Source organism: Actinacidiphila guanduensis (assembly GCF_900103985.1).
Classification (GTDB): Bacteria; Actinomycetota; Actinomycetes; order Streptomycetales; family Streptomycetaceae; genus Actinacidiphila; species Actinacidiphila guanduensis.
The window spans coordinates 115346-131690 of the sequence record NZ_FNIE01000007.1 but is presented as its reverse complement, the minus strand read 5'-3'; the positions used below and the strand labels follow the sequence as shown (position 1 = coordinate 131690).

The window sequence follows — 16345 nt, the reverse complement described above, 5'->3', positions numbered from 1 at the left end:
CCGGCCCGTCCGGACAGCACACGGCCGCAGCAGCCGGGGCCGGCGGACCGGACACACCGACGGCCGGAACCGCCCGAACCGCGCCGCGGGCCGATGTGCCCCGGGCGGCCACCGGCGACCACGAGGGGCCCGCGGTCACGAAGAGCGAGCACTCGGCCGCCTCCGCCGCCGCGAACGGCAGGCACGCGGCAGGCGCGGCCGAGCCGGACACAGCCGCCGACAGCCCGCCCACCGCGGAACGCGCGGCCGCCCCCGACGCCCCCACGAGGCCCGGCGCGGCTCGGACGGTCCTCGGCGGCGCGGACGGCGCCGGGAACGGGGGGCGCAGGTGAGCGTGCTGCACACGCTGGCGCGGGCCGAGGCCGTGGCGGCGCGCAGGGCCGTGGCCGCGGCGACCGTACGCCATCGGCACGTGGCCGAACGGCCGCTCGTGCTCGTGCCGTTGACCACCGCGGGCGAGGCGGGGGCGCCGCTGGGGGCGATGGTCGGCACCGACCGGGCCGTGCCCACCCTGCTCGTGGTGCCCCAGCCGCTCGACCGCGAGCTGCGGTTCGGCTTCTTCGCCGGGCTCGCCGAGGCGCTGCTGCCCGAGGTGGAGCGGCTGTCGGACGAGGTGGAGGTCGAGCCGGCGACGCGGAACCGCGAGGAGACCGAGCTGTGCGCGGACGCGCTGCAGATCGTGGTGCCCAACAGCGCGGCCGTGGAGTTCGTGCGGCTGGTCGGCCGCTCGACCCGCTTCCTGCGCACCGTGGAGGACCCGGAGGCGCCGCACCCGGTGCCCGTGCCGGTGCCGCTGCTCGGCCGCTGGCTCACCCACTACGCCGAGCGCGCCCGCACCCCCGGCAGCAGCCTGCTGCTCGCCATGACGGAGTTGCTCACCCGGCACTGGGCCACCGGCCAGAGCGCAATGGAGGACCAGCACCTGGGCGCCCTGCTGGGCTGGATCGACCCGCCGCCGGGGCTGGACGGGCCCGCGGCCGCCGCCCGCGCGCAGACCGGCCGCACCCCTGACGGCCTGCTGGTCAGCCCGCCGGCCGGCCCGGCCACCGACCCCGTCTTCGACAACCGCGTGCTGGCGCCGGCCCTCGCCCGCTACGACAGGGCCCGGGCCGCGCTGGAAGAGGCGGGGGACGACGCCCGCCGCAGAGCCGAGGTCGCCGCCGCGCAGGAGCAGGTGCGCGAGCTGGTCGCCTCGCAGTTGCGGCCCACCTGGGACGACGTCTGGCACGGCCTCGACCTGCTGCGGACGCTGCCGGAGGCCGAGCACGTGGCGGAGCGCTGGAAGCGGGACCGCTGGTCGTTCACCGGCCACCGGGACCGGGTGCGGGCCGGCGAGCCGCCGCAGCCCAAGCGGGACGACGCGGTGACCGCCGCGCAGAAGCTCGCCGGGCGCGAGACGGCCCAGGCGCGGCTGGCCGCCCAGGAGGCGCTGGACGACCCGCTCGCCATGGCGGTGCGGCGGCTGTCCGGCGAGGCGTTCAGCGGCACCGTGCTGGATGTCGTGATGACCTGGTCGGAGGGCCGCCGCCCGATGCCCCGGCCGGTGCTCACCGTCGCCACCGACGACCTGCCGCAGGCCGAGCCGGGCACGAAGGCGTACCGGGCGCTGCCGGGGGCGCGCTCGGCGCAGAGCGCGGAGCTGGTGGCGGTGGAGCCGCGCGGCCCGGAGGAGCCGGAGCGGGCCGCTCCCGCGCCCGGCTGGCGGGTGACCGTCAAGCTCACCGGTGGCATGGGCAGCGGGCGCACCCCCAAGGAGGGTTCGGTGCCGCAGGTGGGCGACACCGTCGTCTTCACCCTGTTCGAGCACGACCCGCGCGGCGGGCCCGCCCTGCCGGACGCCGAGCAGACGCCCTGGACGCACGGCGGCCCGCCGCAGTCCGCCGTTCCCGGCGCCCCCGCGGCACCCGTCGCCGACGCACCCGACCCCGTGACCCCGGAGGACTACCTGTGACGCAGCCCGTGCGCAGCACCGGCCCCGACCCGGCCGGCAGCCCGTACGAGAGGTTCGGCCACGGGAGGGGCGCGGAGCCGTTCGACCCCGGCCGGGCGGCCGCCGAGGCGACGGCGGGCATCCTCGCCGACACCCTGCACGGCAGCGCGCGGGGGGTCGTGGTGGACTCCCCGCCGGGCGCGGGCAAGTCCACGCTCGTGGTGCGCGCGGCCCGCGAACTGGCCGCGGCCGGCGAGTCCCTGATGATCGTGGCGCAGACGAACGCGCAGGTGGACGACCTGGCGGCCCGGCTGGCCACGGCCGACCCCGAACTGCCGGTGGGACGGCTGCACGGCAGCGACTCGCCGCCGGACCCGGCGCTCGACCGGCACCCCTCGATCGCGAAGTCCACCTCGGTGGCGGACCTGCGGGAGCGGCAGGTGGTGATCGCCACGGCGGCGAAGTGGGCGTACGTGAAGGACACCGAGCCGTGGCGGCACGCGATCGTGGACGAGGCGTACCAGATGCGCTCGGACGCGCTGCTGCAGGTCGCGGGCCTCTTCGAGCGGGCGCTGTTCGTCGGCGACCCGGGCCAGCTGGACCCCTTCAGCGTGGTGGGGGCCGAGCAGTGGGCCGGGCTGAGCTGGGACCCCTCGGCGAGCGCGGTGGTGACGCTGCTGGCGCACAACCCGGGGCTGCCGCAGCACCGGCTGCCGGTGTCCTGGCGGCTGCCGGCGTCGGCGGCGCCGCTGGTGTCGCGGGCGTTCTACCCGTACACGCCCTTCCGCAGCGGCACCGGGGAGGGCGACCGGCGGCTCGGCTTCGGCGCGGCGGGCGACGGCGGGCCGGTGGACCGCGTGCTGGACGAGGCCGCCGAGAGCGGCTGGGGCCTGCTGGAGCTGCCCGCCCGGCACACCCCGCGGACCGATCCGGAGGCGGTACGGGCCGTCGCCGCCGTGGTGCGGCGGCTGCTGGACCGCGGCGGGGTCGCTTTCTCGGCGGACGAGCCCGCGCCGCTCACAGCCGAGCGGATCGCGGTCGGCACCGCGCACCGCGACCAGGCGGCGGCCGTGCGGGCGGCGCTTTCGGAGGTGGGGGTGGCCGGGGTGGCGGTGGACACCGCGAACCGGTTGCAGGGGCGGGAGTTCGACGTCACGGTGGTCCTCCACCCGCTGTCGGGGCGGCCCGACGCGACGGCTTTCCACCTGGAGACGGGGCGGCTGTGCGTGCTCGCCTCGCGGCACCGGCACGCGTGTGTCGTCGTGTGCCGCGCGGGGGTCGCCGAACTGCTCGACGAGCACCCTTCCTCCGAGCCGGTGCGGCTCGGTGTCACCGTGAAGTTCCCCGACGGCTGGGAGGCCAACCACGCGGTGCTCTCCCACCTCGCGGAACATCGCGTTGCCCTCTGAGCCGCACGGTTCTTTGTGCGGGTGCGGCACCCCGCCACGGGGTTCCCCGCCGCTGCCTCCTGCACCTCGCCATGGGCTGGTCGCGCGGCTGTCGGCACTGTACGGGAACCCCCGGGGCGGGGGGCCGCGTCCGCTCGGGGGAAGGACCCCGCACAATGGAGGGAGGCGTCGGTGGAGGGAGCCGAGATGGGGTCCGATGCGGGCGGCACGCCGCAGTGGCGGCGGCCGGTGCCGCTGCGGTTCGAACCGGGCGCGATACCCGAGGAGGGCACCGACCGCTTCTTCGAGCTGGAGTCGATGGACGACCCCCGCGAGCTGCTGCAGCGGGCGACCGAGCTCGCCGTCGCCTTCCGCGCGGCCGCCGACCGGGCGACGGAGTTCCAGGCCATCGCCGCGGCCCAGCTCGCCGACCCCCGCCGCTTCGACCGGCTGACCTTCGCGGCCCTCGCCGAGCAGGCCGGCTGGACGGAGGACTACGCACGCAAGATGGCCGAGTTCGGCGAGCGCCTGATCAAGGGCGGCGGCGCCACCCCGTAGCAGGCCCGTACGCACACGGGTGCGAACCCTGTGCGAGCAGGACCATCGGGAATCGAACACCGCGCGTGCAATTGCGCGCGTGGGCGCACGGTACTCCCTCGCGCCCCGTTCCGTCCCGGTTTCCACGGATGACCCACAGGTGCAACGGTGCCTCAGGTAGCTGTAGTTGCCATGGACGAGATGCAGCGCCGCCACCACAGCTCGTACGTCACCGCGGAGGGAGCCGCCTGGCTCGCCTCCGCCAGCGCCTTCCCGCGGAGCGTCGAGGCCCTCTGGTCGGCCCGCCCCACCGCGCCCAGCGTGCTGCCCTGCGGCACCGTCTTCGACGTGGTGAACATGCCGGCCCTCTTCGGGCGCCGGGTGGTGGAGCAACTGTGGGCCTCGGGCCCCGGCAGCGGCCCGGTGGCCGTGCACCGCGGCCGGGTGCTGCTGCTGTCCGCCCCCGGCACCGCCCAGCGGCTGCCCGCACTGCTCGACTGGGAGGAGTGGGGCCGCAGGATGCCGCCGCTGCTGTGCCACGGCCGCGGCGACGCGGTCACGGTACCGCCGCTGTACGGTCCGGCCGATGACGGCTGGGACACCCAGGAGGCGCCGGGGGCCGATCCGGGGCCGGCTGCCACCCGCTCGCACTGGGTCGTGGCGCCCGACACCGCGAGCCCGTGGCTGCCCGGTCCCGACGTGCTGCTGTGGGCCTGCCTGCGGGCCGTACGGGAGGCCCAGGCGAAGACCGTTCCGCCGCTTCCGCCCCTGGTCAGCGCGCCCGGCACCGCGTGAACGGGGCATGAACACGACCGATTTCGCAAGCTCAGGCAGCGGGTGCTAATGTCTTCCACGTCAGCAGGCGCCGCTAGCTCAGTTGGTTAGAGCAGCTGACTCTTAATCAGCGGGTCCGGGGTTCGAGTCCCTGGCGGCGCACCTGAGCAGCGAAGGCCCTCCGCGGTTGCGGAGGGCCTTTGTCGTGTCCGCCGTCGTGTCCGCCGTCGTGTCCGCCGTCGTGTCGGCGGGGCCCGGCGAGGTAGCGTTCACGCGGGCGGCGGGTGCCGCCCGGCGTTGGCACACCCGGAGCTCTTGGAGGCTTCCCCATGGCAACCACCCGCACCGCGACGACCCAGTGGAAGGGCCCGCTGATCGGCGGCGCCGGCACGGTTTCGCTCGACACCTCGGGCATCGGCACGTACGAGATCTCGTGGCCGTCGCGGGCCGAGGCGGCGAACGGCAAGACCAGCCCCGAGGAGCTGATCGCCGCGGCCCACTCCTCCTGCTACTCGATGGCGCTCTCGCACGGCCTGGCCGGCGCCGGCACCCCGCCGGAGTCCGTGGACACCGTGGCGAACGTGACCTTCCAGCCGGGTGAGGGCATCACCGGCATCACCCTGTCGGTCAAGGCCCGCGTGCCGGGGCTGACCGCCGAGGCGTTCGAGGCGGCCGCCCAGGACGCGAAGGCGAACTGCCCGGTCAGCAAGGCGCTCGCGGGTGTGCAGATCACCCTGGAGGCGGAACTGCTCGACTGAGCCCCGGCCCGGTCTCAGCGGCGGGTGACCCGCACCTGCCAGTCACCCGCCGCGTCGGGCGGCAGCACCGTGAAGGACAGGCCGTCCGCCGTGTCCTTCCAGCCCTCGCCCGGCGCGTAGGGCGCGTCGTTGAGCCCGTTGAAGGTGCTGCTGCTGAAGTCGCAGGCGCTGGTGCGGGGGTGCGAGTCCAGCACGGTGACCGGGCCGCGGCCGGAGTCGACGTCGGTGCGCACCCGGTAGGCGAGTATCCCCTGGCGGCAGGCGTCCTTGTCGTTGCCGAGCGCCTCGCGCAGCTCCAGCACGTAGGCCGTGGTCGCGTCCAGCGGGACGACCACCGCCTTGGTGCCGCCGGGCGTCTCCAGCGGCCGCAGCCGGTAGGTGCGGGTGCCGGGGGCGGTGACGCAGTCGACCTGGCGGTCCTGTATCCAGCCGAGCTTCCACTTGTGCCAGGCGAGCAGGTCGCCCTGCAGGCCCCAGTCCAGCGACATGGTGTCCCACTGCCCGGCGAGGCGGTCGGTGCGCTGGAAGTCGTCGGCGGAGTACAGGTCGGGCAGGCCGAGCGCGTGCCCGTTCTCGTGCGCCAGGACCCGGAAGCCGGACTGGTCGTGGCCGTATATCAGGGAGACCTTGTCCAGGTGGGCGCCGTCGTCGGTGGTGGCGGCCGAGGCGCCGGTCCAGGTCACCGAGAGCACGGACTCGTCGGCCGGCGGCCCCGCGTTGGGCGTGACCAGGATGTTGACCAGGTCGTAGCCGCGGAAGTCGACCGAGGTGCCGGCGGCCTTGAGCAGGTCGCGCATCATCTCGGTGTGCGCGTCCCAGCCGTAGCCGCGGCCGATGCCGTAGGCGGCGAACGGCCGCGGCATGCGTATCCAGCGCAGCACCGGGGTGGACTCGTAGCGCAGCCGGCCGTAGGAGGATCGGGCGTACCACTCGGGGACGGCCGGGAAGAACTCGCCGTAGCGCTCGCGCGCGCTGTAGGGGGCCTTGGCGTCGGGGAAGTCCACCAGCAGGGTCAGGGCGCGCACCGTGCCGGTGGAGGGGGCGAACTCCCGGCCGTGGCCGTTGTCCGGCGGGTCGGCGAAGCCCTCGGACATCGCGACGCCGGGGACCTGGCGCAGCGCGCAGGGGCGGGAGGCGGGCGGCGGGCCCTGTGCGCCGGGCGGCTGCGGGCGGGCTATGACGGCGGACCCGGCGGCGAGCAGCCCGCACACCGCGAGCGCGGCCGCCCGCAGCCGCTTGGTGCCCCACAGGCGGCGCAGCAGGTGCGGGGCGGCAGGGGTGCGCCCGGGCTCGGCCACGGCTAGCCCGCAGCCCGCAGGTCCGGCGTGCCGTGCGCGGGCCGTACGGTCACCCGCACGCTCCAGGTGCCGTCGGCGGGGTGGTCGGTGACGGTGACCTGGGTGCTGCCGTCGGGCAGGGCGTAGGACTCGCCGACGCCGAGCGGCGCGTCGGCCAGCGGCGGGTAGACGGAGGTGGCCGGGCAGGCGGAGGTGCCGGGGTGGCCGTCGACCACGTCGATGGGCCCGTCGCCGGACTCGCGGTCGGAGCGGACGGTGTAGAGCAGCACGCCCTGGGTGCAGGCGGTGCGGTCGTTGCCGGTGCGGGCGCGGGCCTCGATCGCCAGGGCGCTGTCCAGGCCGGTGCGCACCACGAGCAGCTTGGTGCCGCCGGGTGTCTCGTCGGGGCTGAGGTCGTGGTAGCTGGTGCCGACCCCGGTGACGCAGGCGACCTGGCCGGGGCCGAGCCAGCCGAGCCGCCATTTGTGCCAGGCGAAGGGGTCGGGGGCCAGGCCGAACTGGCTGCCCATCAGGTCCCAGTCGCCCACGTGGGTGTCCCAGTCGGCATTGCTGCCGGCCGGCGGGCGGTAGTAGAGGTCGGGCAGGTCGAAGACGTGGCCGGTCTCGTGGGCGAGCACGTTGCGGTCGGGCGGGTGGTGCTCGAAGACGGTGACCAGCCGGCGCATCGGGTTGCCGTCGGCGGTGATCGGCGAGGCGAGGTTGACCACCTTGGTGGCGTCGGAGTCGACGCCGGGGGCGTCGGGGTCGGCCACGAGGTAGACGACGTCGTATCCGTGGAAGTCCACCACGGGGTCGGCGGTGGCGATGGCGTCGCGCAGGTAGGCGGAGCGGTCGGCGCCGTCCCAGTCGCGGCTGATCAGGTAGTCGCCGGCCGGGCGGGGCATCCGCAGCCAGCGGGTCTCGGCGTGCAGGTGCAGCCGGAACTGCCCGTAGGACGCGGTGGCCCAGAACCGGCCGGTGGCCGGGTAGTGGTCGGCGGCGACCTCGGCGGGGGTGAGGTCGGGGGTGGTGCCGGGGAAGGACAGGAAAACCATCAGCGCGCGGATGTCGCCGGACGGGCGGGGGTAGCCGGCGTCCCAGCCGTCGGTGCCCTCCGAGTGGTGGGCGGCCGCGCGCGGCAGCAGGCAGGCGCTGCCGGCGACGGCGCCGGCCGACGGGCCGGTCATCAGCGTCCAGGCGACGAGCGCGGCGAAGCAGGCGACCGCGGCGGCCACGGCGCGCCCGACGCGCCGCCGCGCTTCGGGAGCGAACTCCGACCGCCGCACTGGGGCCTCCGTGGTGGGGTGCCGGGCCTCTCCCGGACCTCCCCCACCTTGCTATGGATTGCAGTGCTTTGCCGGTTTCGGGTGCTCCGAGCGGGTGTCGGCCGCGAGTGTCGTGGGCAGCACTCCCGTACGGGCTGTCCGCCGCACGAGCGACTACGCTCCGTCATGACGTGCGGAGAGTGATCAGGTGCGGGAAGCAAACGCGCGGAAACGGTCGGTCCGTCAGCACGCGTGCGGAGAATCACCATCACGGCGCTGGATCGCCAACTCCGCCAGCCCATATGATCGCCAGGGACGTCAAGCGCGAACAGGGAGCAGCCCATGGGCGGACCGGCGGGCGGCCCCGGCGTCGAGCCCGACAGCACCGCACAGACCATCACACGCAGTGATCATGTGCGGGCGCGCTCGACCGACGCCGAGCTGCACGACTACCGCGCCGCTTTCGCCGTCTCCCGCTCCGCGATGGCCCTGCTCGGCCCGGACGGCACCGTGCTCGCGGCCAACCCGGCGCTGGCCAGGCTGCTGGGCACCGAGCACGAGCGGATCGCGGGCGCCCCGATCGGCGCGCTGCTCGGCACCGACGGGGACCCGCACGCGCGGGGCGCCTTCCAGGACGTGCTGACCGGCCGCCGGCGCCGGCTGCGCTGCACCCGCCGGCTGGCCCGGCCGGACGGCAGCGCGCTGCGTGCGGAGATCACCCTGTCCCGCACCGGCACCCGCCCGCTGCTGCTCACCGTCGACGACGTCGGCGAACGCGACACCCTGCGGCGGGAGTTGCGGCACCTGCGGATGCACGACCCGGTCACCCGGCTGCCCAACCGGGCGCTGTTCTTCGAGCGGCTCTCCGACGCCTGCGCCCGCGCCCCGCAGCACGGCACCGGCCGGATCGGCCTGTGCTACCTGGACCTCGACGGCTTCAAGGCGGTCAACGACACGCTCGGGCACCGGGTCGGCGACGAACTGCTGGCCGCGGTCGCCGGCCGGTTGCAGCGCTGCGCCGAGCCCGGCGGGCACCTGGTGGCGCGCCTGGGCGGGGACGAGTTCGCGCTGCTGCTGCGCGACTCCACCGGCACCGGCCAGGCCACCACCCTCGCGACAGCCGTCCTGGACGCGCTCCAGGCGCCGTTCGACATCGCCGGGCAGCGCCTGGCGGTCTCGGCGAGCATCGGCGTGGTGGAGCGCGAGGCCGCCGACACCACCCCGACCGGGCTGATGCAGGCCGCCGACACCACGCTGTACTGGGCCAAGGCCGACGGCAAGGGCCGCTGGACACTCTTCGACCCGGAGCGCAACGCACACCTGATGACCCGTCAGGCCCTCTCGCGCACCCTGCGGCAGGCCGTGGAGCGCGGCGAGTTCGTGCTGGACTACCAGCCGCTGGTGGCGCTGGACACCGGCGAGCTGCGCGGGGTGGAGGCGCTGGTGCGCTGGGAGCACCCGCACTTCGGCCGGCTGTCGCCCAACCGCTTCATCGGGCTCGCCGAAGAGGACGGCTCCATCGTGCAGTTGGGCCGCTGGGTGCTCGCCGAGTCCTGCCGGCAGGCCCGCGCCTGGCAGGCCGCGCACCCCGACTCGCCGCTGGTGGTGAGCGTCAATGTGGCGGTGCGCCAGGTCTGGGACTCCGACCTGGTCGCCGACGTGGCGGCGATCCTGCGCGAGACGGGGCTGCCGCCGCGGCTGCTGCAGCTGGAGCTGACGGAGTCCGCGGTGATGGGCTCGGCCGGGCGGCCGCTGCAGGCGCTGCACGCCCTGCACGAGATGGGCGTGCGGATCGCCATCGACGACTTCGGCACCGGCTACTCCAACCTCGCCTACATGAGCCGGCTGCCGGTCTCGGCCCTGAAGCTGGACGGCTCCTTCGTGCAGGGCTTCCGGTCCGCCGAGCACCCCAACCCGGCCGACCAGACCATCGTCGAGGCCCTGGTGGACCTCGCCCACCGGCTGGGCCTGACGGTGACCGCCGAGTGCGTGGAGAGCGCCGAGCAGGCCGAGCGGCTGCGCCGGATCGGCTGCGACACCGGCCAGGGCTGGCACTACTCGCGCCCGGTCGGCCCCGCGGCGATCTCGGCGCTGCTGGGCTGAGCCCGCGCCGGAACGGGCCGGGCCGCGGCGCCGACGGCGGGGGCCGGAATCGCGGCCGGGAGACAGAAGGGCCCGCGTCCTCGGGGGGAGTGAGGACGCGGACCCGACAAGGGGGGCTCGGGCTTCGGGCGGTGGGCCCCCCGGTCTGTCAGGGGGTCAGCAGGCGCCCAGGTCCTGCCAGACGCCCCATTCCCCGGTCGTGCCGGGCTGCTCGTTGGTCGTCCACCACTTCGCCTGCCAGTTGTGGCCGTTCCAGGAGACCTTGTCGCCGTTGACGTAGATGGCCGAGGCGCTCCACGACGGCAGGGTGCAGCCGCCGGTCCCGCCCGTGGTGCCCGAGGTCGTCCCCGACGTGGTCCCGGAGGTCGTGCCCGACGTGGTGCCGGACGTGGTGCCCGAGGTGGTCCCGGAGGTCGTGCCGGCGGTGGTGCCGCCGTTCGTGGTCCCGGACGTCGTGCCGGACGTGGTGCCCGAGGTCGTCCCCGACGTCGTGCCGGAGCTGGTGCCGGACGAGGTGCCCGAGCTGGTGCTGCCGGTGGTGCCGCCGCCGCTGGAGCAGTTCGACGGGGCCGAGCCGTTGGTCGCGGTGACGATCTTGTTGAAGAGCGTCGCCGACGGGTCCAGGTCGAGCAGCGAGTACATCATCGAGCCGCCGAGCCCGCTGCAGTGCGCGTAGTCCGCCTTGGCCTGGATCTCCTGGGCGCCGAGGCCGGCCCAGAACTCCGTGCCGTTGTAGAAGTAGTTGGACTGCGTCTTCGGGTCGAAGAAGGTGTCCGACGGGTTGTCCACGATCCCGCCGAGTTCCTTGTAGTACGCCACGCCCGCGGTCTGGCTGAGGCTGCGCGCGCCGGCCGGCCCGGTCGCCGACTGGTACAGGCCGTGGTTGCTGCCGGCCGGCACCCCGGTCCAGCCGCGGTAGTACAGCGGGTAGCCCATGGTGATCTTGCTCGCGGGCAGGCCGCCGGGGATGCCGTAGGCGGAGTCGCCTTGCGTCCACGCCTTGATCGCCCCGTCGGTGCTGTACTTCTCGTTGCCCGGCGGGATCACCGCCGACGGGTCGTCGGAGGACGGGTAGACGGGGTCCTGGACGTTCGTCGGCCCGGTCGCGTCCCACGCGCCGTGCATGTCGTACGTCATGACGTTGGCGTAGTCCAGGTACTGCCCGATCTTGTCCGTCTCGATGTTCGCGATCTTGTCCTGGCCGGACGGCAGGGCCGCAGTGAGCAGCATGTGCTTGCCGCCGTTGGCCGCCCCGTAGGCGTTCAGCTCGGTGCGGAACTCGGCCAGCAGCTTGGTGTAGTTGGCCTTGTCGTCCGGGCTGTAGTGGTTGCCCACGTGGCCGTCGGGCGAGCCGGGGTACTCCCAGTCGATGTCGAAGCCGTCGAAGATGCCGGCCGCGCTGCCGGTGCCGCCGTAGCCGCCCTGGACCGGCAGGTTGCCCTTGATGAACATGTCGATGCAGGAGCTGACGAACTTCTGCCGGCTGGCGTCGGTCTTGGCCACGTCGGAGAAGTACTTGGAGTACGTCCAGCCGCCGATGGAGGCGACGATCTTCAGGTTCGGGTACTTCGCCTTCAGCTCCTTGAGCTGGTTGAAGGTGCCCACGATCGGCTGGTTCCAGACATCCGCGGTCCCGTTGACGCTGATGTCGGCGCCGAAGGACTTCTGGTAGTCGGCGAAGGCGTCGCCCGCCCCGTCCCCGGCGTTCGGGTCCGACTCGTTGGTGGAGTCCGACGCCTTGGTGGACTCGAAACAGGTCAGGTTCGTCGGATCGATGTTCTCGAACGAGTAGTTGAGGACGTCCAGCTTGCCCGCGATCCCCTCGGTGTCGAGGTTCTTGGGGTAGAAGGCGTTGCCGTACACGCTCCACTGGTCGTAGTACGCGATCTTGACCCCGCCGCTGCTCGCGGCGGCGGCCGCCGGCTGCGCCGCGGCGGTGGTGTTCGCCTGCGCGGTGCCGACCCCGCCGAACAGCGCGAGAGCCGCGCCCATGCTGACGGCGGCACCCGCGGCGACGGCCGCGAGCGTTCTCTTCCTACGGTGCACGGGGAACCTCCGGGGGGAGAGGGAGGAGGAACAACAGGGGTGCCCAGCATGGTTAACCCTTGGTCAAGTGCACGTCAATGGTATGAACCAAGCTTGGACTAGACCAATACGGCGGCCCGGGTGCTCCGCCCGCCTCCCCCCGGACGCGCCAAAGCCGCTCGTCAGCAGGGTGACGAGCGGCTTTGGCACGAACCGCGGACCGGCCCGGCGACGGCGCGCCGCCGGTGGGGAGTTGGACCACCGGGCGGCGGAAACGCGTGTTTAACCGGCGGCGACGTCCTTCGGGAAGCCGTAGGCGTCGGCGATGAGCTCGTAGCTGCGCAGCCGCGCCGAGGGGGTGTGCGCGTTGGCGGTGATCACCAGCTCGTCGGCGCCGGTGCGCGCCACGAGGGCGTCCAGGCCCTGCCGCACGGTCTCCGGGTCGCCGTAGACCACGTTGCCGAGCCAGGAGTCCACGAAGTCCCGCTCCACGGCGCTGAACTCGTAGGCCGCCGCCTCGTCGGGGGTCGGCACCAGGCCCGGGCGGCCGGTGCGCAGCCGCAGCATGCTCAGGGCGCCGGTGAGCACCTGGCGGTGCGCCTCGGCCGGGTCCTCGGCGGCGAGCGCGGCAACCCCGATCGAGGCGTAGGGGCGGTCCAGGATCTCCGAGGGCCGGAAGGACTCCCGGTACAGGGCGAGCGCCGGGATGGTGTTGGCGGCCGAGAAGTGGTGGGCGAAGGAGAACGGCAGGCCGAGCGCGCCGGCCAGTTGGGCGCTGAATCCGGACGATCCGAGCAGCCAGACGCTCGGCCGGGCGGCGGACTGCACACCGCCGGGGGACGTGCCCTGCACCGGGCCCGGGATGGCGTGGATGCGCGCGTAGGGGTGGCCGTCGGGGAACTCGTCGTCCAGGAACCGGATGAGTTCGGCCAGCTGGCGCGGGAAGTCGTCGGCGCCCTCGTGCAGCGTGTCGGAGCGGCGCAGCGCGGCGGCGGTGGCCCCATCGGTGCCCGGCGCGCGGCCGAGGCCGAGGTCGATCCGGCCGGGGGCGAGCGCCTCCAGGGTCCCGAACTGCTCGGCGATCACCAGGGGCGCGTGATTGGGCAGCATCACCCCGCCCGAGCCGAGCCGCAGGGTGGACGTGTGGGCGGCCAGGTGGCCCAGGATCACCGCGGGCGAGGAGCTGGCCACACCGGGCATCGAGTGGTGCTCGGCCACCCACATCCGGTGGTAGCCGCGGGTCTCCGCGGTGCGGGCGATCTCCACGCTGGTGCGCAGCGCGTCGGCGGCGGTGAAGCCGCTGCCGACGGTGGCCAGATCCAGTACGGACAGCGGCACCGGCGCGCTCCCGCGGACCGTGCCCCGGATACCCTGTCCCGCCCCGTCCCGGTCTGCTTCACCCACGGCTCGCGCCTCCTCGATCGTCGTGCCCGGCCTCTCCGGCGCCCGGCGGAACAACCGGAGAAAGCGTCCGGTTTATTCCCGGTCCGGGCCCGGGCGCGCCCCTCCCGTCGCAGGCGCCGCTCGTCTTTCCGGCCCCCCGCGGACCCGGTGGCACATGCAGACCGGCCGAAAAGAGGGCAGTGACGTGGGCATATGCCAAGGTGGCCCCTTCCTGCACAGACGCCCGGAGCCGGTCGGATCAACGTTCAACCTCCTCTACCGGAAAGCCTATTGGGGCTATCGTGGAGGTCGATCCAGCCGGAAGCAGCCAGTCATCAGCCAGTAGCAGCCCATGCCGCAGACGGTCTTACCCAGGGGGGTCACCGTGGCGCTGGAGTACCAACACCTCGGGCCGGGTGTGCAGGCGGTCCAATACGCGCTGCGCGTCCTGGAGTCGGTCGACGCCCACCGGGACGGCGTCACCGCCGAGCAGCTGTCCCGCGAGATCGGCGTGCCCCCGGGCCAGCTGAAGCAGGTGCTGGCGATGCTGCGCCGCGAGCGCTACCTGGGCTTCGTGCCCGGCGGCGGCTACGTGGTCGGCGAGTCGCTGGTGCTGCTCGGCGCCGCCCACCGCGACGCGGCCCTGGCCGAGCGGCTGCGCGAGGTCCTCACCGAGCTGCGCGACGAGGTCGGCGCCGCGGTCTACTTCAGCCGGTACGACGACGGCGAGGTGCGCATCGTGGACTTCGCCGACGGCCCCAACGCGCCCAAGGTGAACGAGTGGGTCGACTTCCGCTCGGCCGCCCACGCCAGCGCGGTCGGCAAGTGCCTGCTCTCCCAGCTGGACCACAACGGGCGCCGCGAGCACCTGTCCCGGCACCGCCCGGCCCGGCTCACCTCCCGCACCGAGGTCGACGACCGGGTGCTGCTCACCAAGCTGGAGCGGCAGCCGGCCACCGTGCCCACCCTGGACCTGCAGGAGTACGCGGTCGGCACCGTCTGCGCGGCGATCCCGGTCACCATCGGCAAGACCGTGGCGTGCCTGGCGCTGTCGATGCCCTACGCCCAGGCGCACCGGCTGCGCCCGGCCGTGGACACCCTGCACGAGCGGGCCGCCCCGGTGCTGCTCACCATGAGCATCTGAGCAGGCGGAAACCGGTTTGGGAGCGCCCGCCGCCATGGGGTAAGGTCTTCCACGTCAGCAGGCGCCGCTAGCTCAGTTGGTTAGAGCAGCTGACTCTTAATCAGCGGGTCCGGGGTTCGAGTCCCTGGCGGCGCACCTGAGGAGCGAGGGCCCTCCGCGGATCGCGGAGGGCCCTCGCTCGTTTTGCTGCTCGTTCCTGCTCTGCCTGCCTGCCCGCTCCGGTCAGGCGCCGGGGAAGGTCGCGGGCTTGGCCGTGGTGTAGAGCCAGGTGGTGAAGAAGGCGCCCAGGTCCTTGCCCGACAGGCGCTCGGCGAGCGCCTCGAACTCGGCGATGGTCCCGTTGCCGTACCGGTGCTGAGTCGGCCAGGCCCGCAGCAGGGCGAGGAAGGCGTGGTCGCCGATGGTGTCGCGCAGCGCCTGGATGGCCAGCGCGCCCCGGTCGTAGACCGCGTCGTCGAACTGGTTCGCCGCCCCGGGGTCGCCGGGCTTCACCGTCCAGAACGGGTCGCTCGCGGGGTGGGCGTCGTAGACGGCCCGGGCGAGCTCCTGCGGGGTGCCGGTGTGCTCGTGCTCGGCCCACAGCCACTCGGCGTACCCGGCGAAGCCCTCATTCAGCCAGATGTCCGACCAGCGCTCCAGGGAGACGCTGTCGCCGTACCACTGGTGGGCCAGCTCGTGGGCGACCACCGAGGTGTTCGGGCCCTTGGTGAAGAACTTCGGGCTGTAGAAGACCCGGGTCTGGGTCTCCAGCGCGAAGCCGGCCGTCACGTTCGGCACGTAGCCGCCCGCGGAGTCGAAGGGGTAGGGGCCGAAGTAGCCGCTGAGGAAGTCGACGATCTCGCCGGTGCGCTCCACACTGGCCCGCGCGTTGGCGGCGGTGGCCGGGTCCAGGTCGGGGCTGTAGGCGTTGAGCACGGGCACGCCGCCGGCGCTGCGCGCGTGCGTGAAGTCGAAGTGCCCGACCGCGAGCGTGGCCAGGTAGGTGGCCTGCGGGCGCTCCTGCCGCCAGTGGAAGTCGGTCCAGCCGCCGCGAGTGCTCTGCGAGAGCAGCAGCCCGTTGCTGATCGCCTGGTCGCCCTGCGGCACCTTGACGTCCACGTCGTAGGTCGCCTTGTCGGCGGGGTGGTCGTTGCTGGGGAACCACCACCAGGCCGACTCCGGCTCGTTGGCCGCGACCCCGCCGTCGGGGGTGCGCATCCAGGAGGTGAAGCCGTAGCGCTGGACGCTGGAGGGCACCCCGGAGTACGTGACGGCGACGGTGAGGGTGCGGCCGCGCGGGATGGTGCGGGCCGGGGTGACCACGAGTTCCTGCTCGCCGCTGGCGGCGAAGGCCGCCGGGCGGCCGTCCACGGTGACCCGGCTGACCGGCAGCGCGAAGTCCAGGTCGAAGGAGGTCAGCCCCTGGGTGGCCCGGGCGGTCAGCGTGGTGGTGCCGCTGAGGGTGTCGGTGGCGGGCTGGTAGGACAGCCGCAGGTCGTAGTGGGAGACGTCGTAGCCGCCGTTGCCGTAGGTCGGGTAGTACGGGTCGCCGATGCCCGGGGCGCCCGGTCCGGCGTTCGCCGCGCCCGCCGGGGTGGCCGACAGGGCGGGCAGCAGCCCGAAGGCGGCGACGGCGGCAGCGGACGCGAGCAGTCTCTTGCGCACAGGGGTCCTCCAGCGCGATGGGTGGCAGGTACACGCCGACCCTAGGAAGCCGGCGGCGCCCCGGCCACCCCAACCGCCCCTGCTGTCGCAATGCGTTCACCGGCCGCAACACCGCCG

Annotated in this window: 12 protein-coding genes and 2 tRNA genes; 9 read left to right on the top strand and 5 right to left on the bottom strand. The window is 74.0% G+C overall.

The annotated features are described in order from the left end of the window. Positions 1–328: 328 nt before the first annotated feature. The 6 genes from BLR33_RS16885 (at position 329) to BLR33_RS16860 (ending at position 5387) form a co-directional block, all read left to right on the top strand. Positions 329–1951 carry a hypothetical protein gene (locus BLR33_RS16885; protein ID WP_093785310.1) on the top strand — a complete coding sequence of 541 codons (1623 nt, stop codon included), beginning with the start codon at positions 329–331 and terminating at the stop codon, positions 1949–1951. A 119-nt stretch (positions 1952–2070) separates the two neighbouring features. Beyond that, entirely contained in the window at positions 2071–3339 is a 1269-nt protein-coding gene (locus tag BLR33_RS16880; RefSeq protein WP_245771485.1) for an AAA domain-containing protein, read from the top strand. Positions 3340–3525: 186 nt separating this feature from the next. Further along, positions 3526–3876, top strand: a complete 351-nt coding sequence (locus BLR33_RS16875) for a hypothetical protein (protein WP_093785552.1) — start codon at positions 3526–3528, stop codon at positions 3874–3876. 171 nt (positions 3877–4047) lie between these two features. Continuing rightward, positions 4048–4650 carry a bifunctional DNA primase/polymerase gene (locus BLR33_RS16870; protein ID WP_107408892.1) on the top strand — a complete coding sequence of 201 codons (603 nt, stop codon included), beginning with the start codon at positions 4048–4050 and terminating at the stop codon, positions 4648–4650. Between the two features lie 67 nt (positions 4651–4717). After that, positions 4718–4791 (top strand) — tRNA-Lys (locus BLR33_RS16865). 167 nt (positions 4792–4958) lie between these two features. Further along, on the top strand, positions 4959–5387 hold the full coding sequence (locus BLR33_RS16860; RefSeq protein WP_093785309.1) for an OsmC family peroxiredoxin: 429 nt from the start codon (positions 4959–4961) through the stop codon (positions 5385–5387). A gap of 14 nt (positions 5388–5401) precedes the next feature. Here the strand turns inward: BLR33_RS16860 and BLR33_RS16855 are convergent, their stop codons facing one another. After that, entirely contained in the window at positions 5402–6685 is a 1284-nt protein-coding gene (locus BLR33_RS16855) for a M6 family metalloprotease domain-containing protein (protein ID WP_245771469.1), read from the bottom strand. Positions 6686–6687: 2 nt separating this feature from the next. After that, entirely contained in the window at positions 6688–7950 is a 1263-nt protein-coding gene (locus tag BLR33_RS16850) for a M6 family metalloprotease domain-containing protein (protein ID WP_407639689.1), read from the bottom strand. Positions 7951–8271: 321 nt separating this feature from the next. Between BLR33_RS16850 and BLR33_RS16845 the strand changes: the two genes are divergently transcribed. Then, entirely contained in the window at positions 8272–10032 is a 1761-nt protein-coding gene (locus BLR33_RS16845; protein WP_093785308.1) for a putative bifunctional diguanylate cyclase/phosphodiesterase, read from the top strand. A gap of 156 nt (positions 10033–10188) precedes the next feature. Here BLR33_RS16845 and BLR33_RS16840 read toward each other — a convergent pair whose 3' ends face one another. Next, positions 10189–12078: a glycosyl hydrolase family 18 protein gene (locus BLR33_RS16840; RefSeq protein WP_245771468.1), complete on the bottom strand. Its 1890-nt coding sequence runs from the start codon at positions 12076–12078 to the stop codon at positions 10189–10191. Positions 12079–12339: 261 nt separating this feature from the next. Beyond that, a complete protein-coding gene (locus BLR33_RS16835) occupies positions 12340–13461 on the bottom strand; it encodes an LLM class flavin-dependent oxidoreductase (protein WP_245771467.1) in 1122 nt (373 codons plus the stop codon). A 364-nt stretch (positions 13462–13825) separates the two neighbouring features. Here BLR33_RS16835 and BLR33_RS16830 point away from each other — a divergent pair, with 364 nt between their 5' ends. Together BLR33_RS16830 and BLR33_RS16825 are read left to right on the top strand one after the other, a co-directional pair. Then, positions 13826–14584, top strand: a complete 759-nt coding sequence (locus tag BLR33_RS16830) for an IclR family transcriptional regulator (protein ID WP_245771466.1) — start codon at positions 13826–13828, stop codon at positions 14582–14584. A 61-nt stretch (positions 14585–14645) separates the two neighbouring features. Next, a tRNA-Lys gene (locus tag BLR33_RS16825) sits at positions 14646–14719 on the top strand. 87 nt (positions 14720–14806) lie between these two features. On the opposite strand, the gene BLR33_RS16820 is transcribed toward BLR33_RS16825, so the two are convergent. Continuing rightward, a complete protein-coding gene (locus BLR33_RS16820) occupies positions 14807–16228 on the bottom strand; it encodes a M1 family metallopeptidase (RefSeq protein ID WP_093785305.1) in 1422 nt (473 codons plus the stop codon). Positions 16229–16345: the final 117 nt, after the last annotated feature.

Coding starts and splice junctions, on each gene's coding strand:
- BLR33_RS16875 (WP_093785552.1), top strand. CDS start 3,526: ATGGGGTCCGATGCGGGCGGCACGCCGCAGTGGCGGCGGCCGGTGCCG.
- BLR33_RS16870 (WP_107408892.1), top strand. CDS start 4,048: ATGGACGAGATGCAGCGCCGCCACCACAGCTCGTACGTCACCGCGGAG.
- BLR33_RS16860 (WP_093785309.1), top strand. CDS start 4,959: ATGGCAACCACCCGCACCGCGACGACCCAGTGGAAGGGCCCGCTGATC.
- BLR33_RS16845 (WP_093785308.1), top strand. CDS start 8,272: ATGGGCGGACCGGCGGGCGGCCCCGGCGTCGAGCCCGACAGCACCGCA.